General features: G+C 37.4%; 13 protein-coding genes and 1 pseudogene. All 14 read right to left on the bottom strand.

The window, feature by feature from the left end; translation table 11 throughout:
* Positions 1 to 49: 49 nt before the first annotated feature.
* Positions 50 to 1,561: a tetratricopeptide repeat protein gene (locus ACZ76X_RS19075; protein WP_479851381.1), complete on the bottom strand. Its 1,512-nt coding sequence runs from the start codon at positions 1,559 to 1,561 to the stop codon at positions 50 to 52.
* 145 nt (positions 1,562 to 1,706) lie between these two features.
* Positions 1,707 to 2,213, bottom strand: a complete 507-nt coding sequence (locus tag ACZ76X_RS19070) for an acyltransferase (RefSeq protein ID WP_098669120.1) — start codon at positions 2,211 to 2,213, stop codon at positions 1,707 to 1,709.
* Positions 2,214 to 2,289: 76 nt separating this feature from the next.
* On the bottom strand, positions 2,290 to 2,940 hold the full coding sequence (gene ppaX / locus ACZ76X_RS19065) for a pyrophosphatase PpaX (protein ID WP_479851380.1): 651 nt from the start codon (positions 2,938 to 2,940) through the stop codon (positions 2,290 to 2,292).
* Positions 2,941 to 3,007: 67 nt separating this feature from the next.
* Positions 3,008 to 3,820, bottom strand: coding sequence for a prolipoprotein diacylglyceryl transferase (gene lgt, locus ACZ76X_RS19060; protein ID WP_061656527.1), 813 nt, complete (start codon positions 3,818 to 3,820; stop codon positions 3,008 to 3,010).
* A gap of 24 nt (positions 3,821 to 3,844) precedes the next feature.
* Entirely contained in the window at positions 3,845 to 4,774 is a 930-nt protein-coding gene (gene hprK / locus ACZ76X_RS19055; RefSeq protein WP_048528164.1) for an HPr(Ser) kinase/phosphatase, read from the bottom strand.
* 156 nt (positions 4,775 to 4,930) lie between these two features.
* On the bottom strand, positions 4,931 to 5,311 hold the full coding sequence (locus ACZ76X_RS19050) for a phage holin family protein (protein ID WP_001267308.1): 381 nt from the start codon (positions 5,309 to 5,311) through the stop codon (positions 4,931 to 4,933).
* 111 nt (positions 5,312 to 5,422) lie between these two features.
* Positions 5,423 to 5,875, bottom strand: a complete 453-nt coding sequence (locus tag ACZ76X_RS19045) for a DUF4275 family protein (protein WP_479851379.1) — start codon at positions 5,873 to 5,875, stop codon at positions 5,423 to 5,425.
* Between the two features lie 58 nt (positions 5,876 to 5,933).
* Positions 5,934 to 8,810, bottom strand: coding sequence for an excinuclease ABC subunit UvrA (uvrA, locus tag ACZ76X_RS19040; RefSeq protein WP_479851378.1), 2,877 nt, complete (start codon positions 8,808 to 8,810; stop codon positions 5,934 to 5,936).
* 5 nt (positions 8,811 to 8,815) lie between these two features.
* On the bottom strand, positions 8,816 to 10,792 hold the full coding sequence (gene uvrB / locus ACZ76X_RS19035; protein WP_479851377.1) for an excinuclease ABC subunit B: 1,977 nt from the start codon (positions 10,790 to 10,792) through the stop codon (positions 8,816 to 8,818).
* A gap of 291 nt (positions 10,793 to 11,083) precedes the next feature.
* Positions 11,084 to 11,704: a hypothetical protein gene (locus ACZ76X_RS19030; RefSeq protein ID WP_000025198.1), complete on the bottom strand. Its 621-nt coding sequence runs from the start codon at positions 11,702 to 11,704 to the stop codon at positions 11,084 to 11,086.
* Positions 11,701 to 12,462: a MerR family transcriptional regulator gene (locus tag ACZ76X_RS19025; RefSeq protein ID WP_142337501.1), complete on the bottom strand. Its 762-nt coding sequence runs from the start codon at positions 12,460 to 12,462 to the stop codon at positions 11,701 to 11,703. The genes ACZ76X_RS19030 and ACZ76X_RS19025 overlap by 4 nt, the downstream gene beginning before the upstream one ends.
* A 100-nt stretch (positions 12,463 to 12,562) precedes the next feature.
* Complete coding sequence (locus ACZ76X_RS19020; RefSeq protein ID WP_000524124.1) at positions 12,563 to 12,790, bottom strand: hypothetical protein; 228 nt, start codon at positions 12,788 to 12,790, stop codon at positions 12,563 to 12,565.
* Positions 12,791 to 12,806: 16 nt separating this feature from the next.
* Positions 12,807 to 12,878 (bottom strand): annotated as a pseudogene (locus ACZ76X_RS19015) (ATPase); the annotation flags it as partial.
* A gap of 56 nt (positions 12,879 to 12,934) precedes the next feature.
* Positions 12,935 to 13,132: a helix-turn-helix transcriptional regulator gene (locus ACZ76X_RS19010; protein WP_002143740.1), complete on the bottom strand. Its 198-nt coding sequence runs from the start codon at positions 13,130 to 13,132 to the stop codon at positions 12,935 to 12,937.
* Positions 13,133 to 13,319 lie beyond the last annotated feature (187 nt).

The raw sequence follows: 13,319 nt of genomic DNA, 5'->3' as shown, positions 1-13,319 counted from the left end.
ACCCTCATTATACTGTTAGCATCATTTTTTTCCCAATGATTTGCTTATCTTATGTGTGCGTACGTTTAACAGCCTGCACATATTTTCGAACAGTCGCTACAGATACATTATATACATCTCCAAGCTCCGACTGTGTCATCTTATTTCCTTGTTCGCTGCGTACGATATATTCAACCGCAGCTGACCAACCGTATACATTTGTAAAAACTGCTCCAGATGTATATAAACGTATGAACGTACAGAACCAAAATTGTAAACACTCTTCGATTAATTCATCATCTTTTTTCGTATAATTGTATAAAGCATCCGCAATTCGCGCGCACTGTTCAAATTGCTGTAAATCAGCTGGAATGCTCTTATGGCTATTAAGTAAAAAGAAATACTTTGCAAGTTGCGATACGATTGGAACACCATTCTTCGCTTGCGTTACATCAAAGAAGAATCCCACCTTCTCCGGCGTTGATAATTCATTCATTAAATATAAAGCTAGCATTTGTTCCTCTAGCGTCGCGCTTTGCTGAAATGATTTTCGTAATTCTTCAAATAACACATTTTGTCCTTCATCCGCTAAATTTAGCGCATTCCACGGCTCTTTCCCCTTTTTATCAGGGTGCAATTCTACAACATGTTGCCACATTTTTTCCGCTACTTGCTGATCTTTCACCATATAAGCAGAATATGCAAACCAATAATAGAAACTAACGTCTCCCTCGTATCCTTGACGTTTTAATACTTTGAACCATTTATACGCATGCTCGAAATGACCGATTGTTGCAAGTGTCGTTCCTAGTTTCAAACGATGTTCAAATGAAATTGGATATACTGCAACTAACTGAGCAGCTAACGCTTCTACTTGTTTATGCTCTCCAATTGAATACAGAAAAATAAGCGTATTACAGAGCGCATGTATATTACCAGGATTTTTCTCTAAAATCATTTCCGTTAACTTTAGTGCCTTATCTACATTGCCAGATTGAAAATGAGCAATGGCTAAATTATTATGCCCCGACCAAAATTCCGGATAATCTTTCGTAACAATTTCTAATGTAGTAATCGCTTCTTCCAATTGTCCGTTACGAATATAACGATTCGCTTCTTCCTGCATAACAATTAAATCATCTTCATCCTCAATCTCTTCTGCACCCATCGCTTCTTCTTCCATAATTTCAAGTAATTCTAATGTATCCTCAACGAATTCTTTCTCTTCCGCCACTTCTAAATAACGCTCCGCATATTTTTTCGCCTGCTGAAATAGCCCCATATATGCATAGTTATTTGCAATAAAATAATAGCATTGTTCAAGTTCAGGGTTAGATCTAACTAACTTTAAGAAGGTTTGATTCGATTCTTGATATTCACCAGCCTCAGATAATACTGTTGCTAATTGGCATAAAATAAACGGCTCCTTCTCACTTTGTGCCGCTCTTCGAAAATATTTAATTGCATCTTGCAATTTTTGTCCTTTGTAAGCCCTCATCCCTTTTTTATAAAAGAAGTCCGCTAATTGATTAAAAGAGATAACTTGTCCGTTCTCCTTATATATTCTTTGATTTTTCCCCATATATCCTCCAGTTTTTTGTTTTCTTCGTTCACACATTCTTCTATCTATAAGTATAAACGATTCCGTAAAAAACAAAACAGTATATTATACTCAATTATTTCCTTTTTATGCATTAAAAAAGAAGAGAAATGTTACATTTTTAGCATCAACCTTCTCTAGCATCCATTTCTTCTTTTGTATAAATAACACGCATTGGATTTCCACCTACGAAAGCGCCACTTGGTACATCTCTATGAACGAGTGTGCCAGCTGAAACGATCGCACCATCGCCAATCTTAACACCTGGTAATATCGTTGTATTCGCTCCAATCATCACTTCATTTCCTATGATGATCTCTCCAAGTCGATATTCTCGAATTAAATATTCATGCGCTAAAAGCGTTGTATTATATCCAACAATTGAATTTTCTCCCACAGTTATCTTTTCTGGGAACATAATGTCCGGCATTACCATAAGCGCGAACGAGGTTTTCTTTCCTACCTTCATCCGTAAAAATGTGCGGTACAGCCAATTCTTGACGGATAAAAATGGTGTATAACGAGCGATCTGGATAATAATAAAATTCTTCATTACCTTCCAAAAAGACACTGTTTTATACACATTCCATAATGAATTTTCTCCCGAAACGGGATAGCGCGTTGTCCGTCGCACTTAGCTCGCTCCTCTACTAAAAAGTGAAACTGTAAGTTAGTAGAGAAACATATCCCCTACTAACTTACTTGGACCTTTATGAACGGTTCATATGAGACAAAATCGGTAGTAAATCACTCATTTTATCTAACATAAAGTCCGGCTTATAAGCCTCTAAATACGCTCTACCTTTCAGTGTCCATGAAACCGCAGCTGTTTTCGTACCCGCATTTTGTCCACCAACAATATCATGATGGTTATCCCCAACCATCAATGCTTCTTCCGGTTTCGCATCTAATAACTGAAGCGCTTTTTGAAGTGGCTCTGGATGTGGTTTCACATGATCTACATCATCGATTGTCACGACAACATCAAAAAACTCATCAAGTTTCGACAACTTTAATCCCATTTCAACAGTTTGTCTCGCTTTCGTTGTAACAATCCCAACTTTATAGCCTTGCTTCTTCAACTCTTGAACTGTTTCATATACAGTTTCATATTCTTCTACTAATTCATCATGATGATCATGGTTAAATTGACGATAGCACGTGATCATCTCTTCAACCTTGTTTTCATCAATCTTGCTGAAAGTATCCTGTAAAGACGGACCGATAAATGGCAATACATCTTCACGCTTATATTGATTTGGATAATATGTATGTAACGTATGTAAAAAAGAAGAAATAATAAGTTCGTTTGTATTAATTAACGTTCCATCTAAATCAAATAACACTGTATTTATTCTCATTGCCTTAGTCCTTTCGCTTTCCTGAATATGAAAGAAGCAGCATCTCATAATAAGATGCTACTTTTCTCTAATTTTCCGAATATCTTTTATCAGCTTGCCCCATTTTTCGTCTCACAATAATGAAAATAATAGAAATAACAACAAGTCCAATTGACATTACTTGTGCAATACGAAGTGGTCCTAGCATTAAACTATCTGTACGTAAGCCTTCTACAAAGAAGCGTCCTATTGAATACCAAATTAAATATGTGAAGAATAGTTCACCACGGCGTAAGTTCACTTTGCGTAATGCAAGTAATAGAATTACTCCCGCAAAATTCCATAATGATTCATATAAAAACGTCGGGTGGTAGTACACACCATCAATGTACATTTGATTAATAATGAAATCCGGTAAATGAAGACCTTCTAAAAACTGTCTCGTTACTTCATCACCATGTGCCTCTTGGTTCATAAAGTTTCCCCATCGACCAATTGCTTGTCCTAATAAAATACTTGGCGCAGCAATATCAGCCAACTTCCAGAATGAAACCCCGCGGCGTTTCGCAAAAAGAATCCCTGTAATAACAGCCCCGATTAAACCACCATGAATCGCCAATCCACCTTGACGAATATTAATAATTTGACTCGGGTTTTGCGCGTAATATTCCCATTCAAAAATAACATAGTACATCCTCGCAAATAGAATAGCGATCGGTACTGCAATTAATACAAGGTCAACAAATGTATCTTTTGGAATACCTAGCCTTTCTCCCTCGCGAGTTGCTAGCCAAAGACCTAATAGCACACCTGTACCGATAATAATCCCGTACCAATAAACAGGAAACGGCCCAAGTTGGATAGCTACGCGGTCAAGCTGTGGTACAGAACCTAGCAGCATATGTATGACCTCCCTCTCCAAAGTTTACTCCTGATTTCCTAATTCAATCGCACTCATTAATCGTTCAGAGAACTGCTGAGCTGCATTGACTCCCATACGTTTTAAACGGAAGTTCATCGCTGCCACTTCAATAATAACAGCTAAGTTTCGACCAGGGCGAACTGGAAGTGTAATCTTCGTAAGTTCTGTATCAATAATCTTCATCTTCTCTTCATCAAGACCTAAGCGATCGTAATTTTTCTTTTGATCCCAAATTTCAAGATTAATAACAAGTGTAATACGCTTATAATTTCGCACTGCCCCTGCACCAAATAACGTCATAACGTTAATGATACCTAGACCACGAATTTCTAATAAATGCTCAATTAAATCTGGTGAGCTTCCTACTAATGTGTCTTCATCTTCTTGGCGAATTTCTACACTATCATCCGCAACAAGACGGTGACCACGTTTTACAAGCTCAAGAGCTGTCTCACTTTTACCGACACCACTTTGACCTGTAATTAAAACACCAACGCCATAAATATCTACTAACACACCATGTACAGCTGTTGTAGGTGCTAACTTACCTTCTAAATAATTTGTTAAACGACTTGATAATCTTGTTGTCGTTTGAGCAGAACGTAATAAAGGCATGCCTGATTCACGTGATGCTTGCAATAACTCATCTGGTACATCTTGATTACGAGTCACAATAATACATGGTGTCTCCTCAGTACAAAGCGCTTTCATTCTCTCTTGTTTTTGCTCTGTCGTTAACGTGTCAAAGAACGTAAGCTCCGTCTTTCCAAGAAGTTGCACGCGATCAGCTGGATAATATGTAAAAAATCCTGCCATTTCAATTCCAGGTCGTGATAAATCACTTGTATCAATTGGACGATGAATTCCCTCTTCACCACTTATTAACTCCAATTGAAATTGTTCAATTAAATCTTTTGTCCTTACTTTCGGCATATGTATAAACCTCCACTCCGCTGCGGGTTCAGTCTCATTTGATGTAAAATTCCATTCTACCGGATATTGTACCATTTTTTTCTGGAAACAAGAAATACGGTTTCTAATAAATAGAAAAAAACATTTCATACACAGCATGAAATGTTTTTCTTTTTGTCATTTTCTCTTTTTTTCATATAGAGGTTCCACAATTGCTTTTTCAATAATCATATTAAAGATTGAAATACAAATTGCCGCAACAATCGCTACACCAAATCCCGATATATTAAATGCATCTCCTAATAATGAATCTGCTATTTTTAGCGTAATCGCATTAATTACAATTAAGAAGAAACCAAAAGTTACAACAGTAATTGGTAGCGTAATTAAAATTAAAAACGGTTTTACAAACACATTTAAAACAGCCAAAATAATACTCGCAATAATTGCAGTTTGTATATTTGCTACGTAAAACGCGTCTGGTGCAATCCCTTTTAAAAGTCCCGATACAGCGATTAACACAACGCTATTTACAAGAAGTGATACAATCCATCTCATTTTCTTACACATCCTTTTGACATATATATTTCATCATACGCTAATAGATAAGAAACGCAAGTATCATACAAACACTTATATCAACTTATTCTACTCTTCCTGCTTGTATACCTACCAACATCTCTTTGTGAAATAGGGACCACACCATCTATGTTCATGCGTTTTTACAAAAGTCCAAGTGAACTCTTTACCTACAATATAGATATCGCCTTTATACATATCATCCGTCTCACACAATATATCATTCAGATGTAATGAACTCGCATCTTTTATTAGCAGTACATCATCACAATGTTGATAGAATATATAGCAATCCTTTTTCACTTCATTATGAAACGCGTTCTCCGCTTCTTCACCCTCTAAACACTTCTTTTTCTCATAACTAAATATGTGCCAAAGATACCCACATCCGTACTTATCTCCGTAAAGAAAAATGTCTTCTTTTTCCTCATCACTTACATGGTTTGCAAAGTTATCCTCCCAGCGCTTCCGAAAATATACACCCCAACTTTGAAACTCTCTTACCTTCATATTTTTCTTTCTTAAAACATCTACAAACTCCATTTTCTCCCCCTATGAACGAAAAACCGAGTGTCATTGCCACTCGGTTTTTAATAATACCTTATTGTGATAGCTCTACTTCTTTTATCTTCTCTTTCATTCTTGCTTTATCACGATTTAAAATCTCTTTTAAATATTTACCTGTATATGAACGCTCTTCTTTCACTACTTGCTCTGGCGTTCCGGAAGCAACGATTTGTCCACCTTTGTCTCCACCCTCTGGTCCAAGGTCAACGATATAATCAGCTGTTTTAATTACATCTAAATTATGTTCAATTACAAGTACCGTCTCACCGCTCTCAACAAGACGTTGCAGCACTTCTAGAAGACGTGCGATATCATGTGCATGTAAACCAGTCGTTGGCTCGTCTAAAATGTATAACGTACGTCCTGTAGAACGACGATGTAATTCAGAAGCTAATTTCACACGCTGCGCTTCACCACCAGATAACGTCGTAGCTGGTTGCCCTAATTTCATATAACCAAGCCCAACGTCTACAAGCGTTTGAAGTTTACGTTTAATTTTTGGAATATTAGCGAAGAACTCTACTCCATCTTCAATCGTCATCCCTAACACTTCAGAAATGTTTTTATCTTTATATTTCACTTCTAACGTTTCACGGTTATAACGTTTACCGTGACAAACTTCACACGGAACGTATACGTCTGGTAAGAAGTGCATTTCGATTTTAATAATTCCATCACCACGGCACGCTTCACAACGTCCACCTTTTACATTAAAGCTGAAACGTCCTTTTTGATATCCGCGCACTTTCGCTTCATTCGTTTGTGCAAACACATCACGAATATCATCGAATACACCTGTATACGTCGCTGGATTAGAACGTGGTGTACGACCGATTGGCGATTGATCAATATCGATTACTTTATCTAAGTGCTCAAGACCTTTAATTTCTTTATGCGTACCCGGCTTCGCTTTCGCTTTATATAACTTTTGCGCTAACGATTTATATAGTACTTCATTAATCATCGTACTTTTACCTGATCCAGATACACCTGTTACCGCTACAAACGTACCAAGCGGGAATGACATCTTCGCATTCTTTAAGTTATTCTCTTTTGCGCCGACAATTTCCACTTTCCTTCCGTCACCTTTACGTCTTTCAAGTGGAACAGGAATAAACTCTTTACCGCTTAAATACTTCCCTGTTAATGAATTATCATCTTGCATCACTTCAGCCGGTGTACCTGCTGATACGACTTGTCCACCGTGAATACCTGCACCAGGTCCAATATCAAGTAAATAGTCAGCTGCCATCATCGTATCTTCATCATGTTCAACGACAATTAACGTATTACCTAAATCGCGCATTTCTTGCAATGTACGAATAAGACGATCGTTATCACGCTGATGCAAACCGATAGAAGGTTCATCAAGAATGTAAAGTACGCCAGTAAGACGAGAACCAATTTGCGTCGCTAAACGAATACGCTGCGCCTCACCACCTGATAATGTTCCTGCGGCACGACTTAACGTTAAATAATCTAAACCGACGTTTACTAAGAACCCAACGCGCTCCTGGATTTCTCTTAAAATTAAATGCGCAATTTTTTGTTGTTTCTCCGTTAGTTCCACATTTGAGAAGAATTCCTGTACTTCTTGAACAGAATACTTCGTTACGTCAGCAATCGTTTTCCCGCCAACGAAAACAGCTAAACTCTCAGGCTTTAAGCGCCCACCTTTACACTTCGGACAAGCTTGCTCTGCCATATATTTTTCCATTTGCTCACGAACATAATCAGAACTCGTTTCACGATAACGACGTTCAATATTTGGAATAACACCTTCAAATAAAATCTCATTTTCCTTTACTTGACCAAATTCATTTACATAGCGGAAATAAACCTTCTCTTCACCGCTTCCGTATAACACTTTATCAAATAAATCTTTCGGTATATCTTTCACAGGCACATCCATATCAACGCCATAATGATTACATACAGATTGTAAAAGCTGCGGGTAATATTGTGAGCTTGTCGGTTCCCAAGGCGCAATCGCATGTTCCTTTAACGATAAATCCCAGTTCGGAATAACAAGTTCTAAATCTACCTCTAGCTTTGAACCAAGTCCATCACAAGAAGGACATGCTCCGAATGGACTGTTGAATGAAAACATACGCGGCTCTAATTCTCCAATTGAAAAACCACAATGCGGGCAAGCATGATGTTCACTAAATAGAAGTTCCTCTTCTCCCATTACATCGATTAACACACGGCCTCCGCCAAGCTTTAATGCACTTTCAAGTGAATCTGCAAGGCGGCTTGCGATTCCTTCTTTTACAACAATACGGTCAATGACAACTTCAATAGAATGCTTCTTATTTTTATCTAACGTAATCTCTTCAGATACATCCAGCATTTCACCATCAACACGTACACGAACATATCCTTGCTTCTTAATATCTTCAAGCACTTTCACATGTGCACCTTTACGCCCAGAAACGATAGGGGCTAACACTTGTAATTTCGTACGCTCAGGATATTCAAGAACACGGTCTACCATCTGTTCCACTGTTTGTGATGTAATTTCAATGCCATGATTTGGACAAATCGGCGTACCAATTCGCGCAAATAATAAACGTAAGTAATCATAAATCTCCGTTACCGTTCCGACAGTTGAACGCGGATTACGACTCGTCGTTTTTTGATCAATTGAAATCGCTGGTGACAATCCTTCAATCGTATCTACATCCGGTTTATCCATTTGTCCTAAAAACTGACGCGCATACGCAGATAACGATTCTACGTATCTGCGCTGCCCTTCTGCATAAATCGTATCAAACGCTAATGATGATTTCCCAGAACCAGACAATCCCGTCACAACAACAAGCTGATTTCTCGGAATGGTTACATCAATATTTTTTAGGTTATGTGCCCTAGCACCTTTTACAACAATAAAATCCTTGCTCTTACTCACTCTTTTCACCCTTCCGCTTTTAATTCTAATAGTAAATCTCTTAATTCAGCTGCACGCTCGAAATCTAACGCTTTTGCTGCTTCTTTCATCTCTGCTTCCATCTTCGCAATTGTTTTTTCACGCTCTTTTTTCGTCATCTTCTTAGCTGGCGTTGCTTCATATGTTTCTGTTTCTTCAGCAGCTGTCGTGGCACGTATCACATCACGCACGCCCTTTTGAATTGTTTTCGGCGTAATACCATGCTCTTTATTGTAAGCTTCTTGTATAGTGCGACGACGCTTCGTTTCTTCAATTGCAATTCCCATCGATCTCGTTATACGATCTGCGTACATAATAACGCGGCCGTTTTCGTTACGTGCTGCACGACCGATTGTTTGGATTAACGAACGCTCTGAACGTAAGAATCCTTCCTTATCAGCATCTAAAATAGCGACAAGTGAGACTTCCGGAATATCTAATCCTTCTCGCAATAAGTTAATACCGACAAGAACATCAAACTTACCGAGGCGAAGATCACGGATAATTTCAATACGTTCTAACGTTTTAACTTCAGAGTGAAGATAGTTCACTTTAATTCCTACATCTTTTAAGTAATCCGTTAAATCCTCTGACATCTTCTTCGTTAAAGTCGTAATTAATACACGTTCATTTTTTGCAATGCGATCTTGAATCTCTCCTAATAAATCGTCAATTTGCCCTTCAATTGGTCGTATATCAATAGGTGGATCTAAAAGTCCTGTTGGACGAATAATTTGTTCTATTACTTCTGGCGACTGCTCTAATTCGTACGGTCCCGGCGTTGCTGAAACGTAAATCACTTGATTCGTTTTCTCCTCAAACTCATCAAACGTAAGCGGTCTATTATCTAAAGCTGATGGCAGACGGAATCCATGATCTACAAGCACTTGTTTACGTGCTTGGTCCCCGTTATACATCGCTCTTACTTGCGGTACTGATACGTGTGACTCATCCATAACGATTAAGAAATCTTTCGGGAAATAGTCTAATAGCGTATACGGCGTTGCACCCGCTGGACGAAGTGTTAAATGGCGGGAATAGTTTTCAATCCCTGAACAAAAGCCCATCTCGCGCATCATTTCTAAATCATAACGTGTACGTTGTTCTATACGCTGCGCTTCTAACAATTTGCCATTATCATTTAATTCCTTTAAACGTTCTTCTAATTCTTTTTCTATATTTTCAATAGCGACCTTCATCTTTTCTTCACGTGTAACGAAGTGAGATGCTGGGAAGATTGCTACATGATCACGTTCTGCTAATACTTCACCTGTTAACGCATTTACTTCACGAATACGATCGATTTCATCACCGAAAAACTCAATTCGAATACAATGCTCGTCAAGTGATGCCGGGAAGATTTCAACTACATCTCCGCGCACGCGGAATGTACCACGCTTGAAATCAATATCATTACGTCCATACTGTACATCAACAAGTTCACGAAGCAATTGATTGCGGTCCTTTTCCATACCAACTCGAAGTGAAACAACTAACTCACGGTATTCTTGCGGAGAACCTAAACCATATATACACGAAACACTCGCAACGATAATTACATCGTCCCGTTCAAATAATGCGGACGTTGCTGAGTGACGCAATTTATCAATTTCATCATTAATTTGCGCATCTTTTTCAATAAACGTATCTGTTTGCGGCACATATGCTTCTGGCTGATAATAATCGTAATAACTAACAAAATATTCAACTGCATTATTCGGAAAAAAGTCTTTCAACTCACTATATAACTGTCCTGCTAATGTTTTATTATGAGCCATGACAAGTGTTGGCTTCTGCACTTCTTTAATGACATTTGAAATCGTAAATGTCTTACCCGTTCCTGTCGCTCCAAGCAACACTTGCTTTTTCTTTCCACTATTAATTCCCTCTACAAGCTTCTCTATAGCTACCGGCTGATCACCTTGTGGGGAATACGCTGAGACAATTTCAAATTGACGTTCCAAGAAAATCCGACCTCCTCATAAAAAATCTGTATTATTATTTTACCACGAATGCCCATAAAAAACCTAAAAAAACGAACAGATATTCGGTAAAGTTTTCGACAATATATACATAGAAAAAGGAAGGAGAGAACACTTCCTTCCTTATCAAACCTTCTCCCACATGAACAGAAAGTAAACAACACACTAATTAAAAACCTAATGCATTTCAAATAGACATATAAAACTAGCTCTTTTTCCTACTGTCATCCTCTCCTATACAAACTATTGGTATACTAAAAAAGCTACTTTCCTCTACGAAAGTAGCTTCTCTTTTCCTTTTTCCTTCTTCGGGAAAAGAACATATGAAAATGAAATAACTGTATCCACTAAAAGTATAATCGCCCAAACTTGGCTAACACGACTTGCTTTTTCATTTAAAACAATCCCCGTTTCTAACCAATTATGCCATTGTTCAAACGGGACAAAACCGTACAGAAAGAAAAAGAAAATATGCACAACAACGAATAAAACAAGATGTAATACCCAATTTTTTATTTCCTGCTTCGCATAAGCCATACCTGTTAATTCTACGTGTTCTTCCATAATTGGCGCTGGTTCATTCCGCCATTTCGCAACTAGCTTTTGCGCAAATATATCAAGCTTCTTCAAATCCTTTTTCCCGTAGAAAACTGCATACAATAAAATAATTACCGTAATGATTTGAAAGTTAGAGAACTTTCCTGTTTGATAATAATCCACTACCCCTACGGTTAAAATAAACACTTCATTTATGAGGAGTACAATCCCCATAATAAAGCTTGCCTTCTTCAAACGGAATCCGTAGCGGAGTAAAAAGAAACCGATAGCTGATAACCAAAATACAATCTCTGCCCCAATTAAAAAATACCAACGATATTCTGCAAGTATACTCATTTATCCTTCTCCTTTTCATCATATATACGAAAAGCTTCATCCATATATAATAAAAGTTCTTCTTCAATTGGATACATGCTCATTTTCTGTGAATCTTCCTTCGATTTTCTAACTTCCCATAACTTATCTAAAAATGCTTCATCACCATTGGCCATTTCTAAACACTTCTGCATTAATCTCTTCGTTGCCCCTTGCACCTCATCACTTGCGGCTTCTTTACCGTCTTTCATAAAAGTGCGTAATTGCTTTAATAAATCTACCCATTCTAAAACATTCGGATCTTCTTCACTCATATTTGGCAAATTATGAAGTAATTTTTGTTCTTCCTTTGAAAATACTTCATTTTGAAATATTTCACGTATACGAGAAGACTGTTTCGAAAGCTGGATCAGTTCAAACATAACTTTCCAATCGAGCTCTCCCTCCACATCTACCGAATAAACAACTGCTTGTAAAACGCGCTCCATTCGATTGAATTTCTTTTGTTCTTCCTGTACAAATCGAAGTTGTTTTTCAAGCGAATCCTTTAAGTTAAGTTCACCTTTTACTAACATATTCGCAGACTCTTTTAATGAAAATCCCATTTCCTTTAAAAATAAAATTTGTTGGAGACGTATTACGTCAGCTTCACTATATAAACGATGACCGCCTTCTGTTTTCCCGCTCGGCTTTAATAAATCTATTTGATCATAATAACGTAATGTACGTACTGTTACCCCTGTTTCTTTCGTCAATTGTTGTATTGAAATCACTACCATCACCTCTTCCCCTTCATTATAAAAGATGACGTAACGTCACTTTCAATACTTTTGTTAAAAAAATACAAAAAGCTGTTTATACTCTTCGTATAAACAGCTTTTACGGAAATAATCCTTTTTGTACAGCGCGCCCACAAAATAAAATAAGTGCTCCAACGACAACACTCGTTGCTGTTTTATGATAATGAGCTGACACTAATAAATAATATGATAAACCTACAGTGCCAAGCATAATACAAATACTTGGTACTGGATTACGAGAGAAATTCTGCATTCCCCAAAACAAAGCAAAAATAGCCGTAGCGACACATAATACCGGTAATCCCATCCCAGTTCCCCTTTTTCTATCTATTCCTTGTTGCTAATACACTCGTCGATGCCACACTTATTAATAAACCAAAACCAATCCCTATATATTTAAACGTATAATCTAATTGAAATCTCTCAAACTTATCATTTATTTTTTCTCCCCTTACTCTAGCGTAAATATTTCCTCCACCTTCATTCCAAAATATTTAGCGATTTTTAACGATAATTCTAGACTCGGGTTATAATGATGGTTTTCAATCGCCACAATCGTCTGCCGCGTCACCTGCATCGCCTTTGCCATTTCAACTTGCGTTATATGATTTTGCTTTCTTAACTCTTTTATTGTATTTTTCACACCCATAGGCTCCACCTTCAAAAGTAAAGATATCTTTACTCTAATTATAAATATTTTCCATTTCAAAGTAAAGATATCTTTACAAATTTTAAAAATACATTTCACTGAACATCTTCTCTACCAAAGTACAAGAGTCATTTAATTTATATCAGCGATTTTTTAATATATCGACTTACCGACATCCGTAGCCCTA

This window comes from Bacillus sp. BC05(2025) (assembly GCF_056725905.1).
This window is presented reverse-complemented; position numbering and strand designations above follow the sequence as displayed.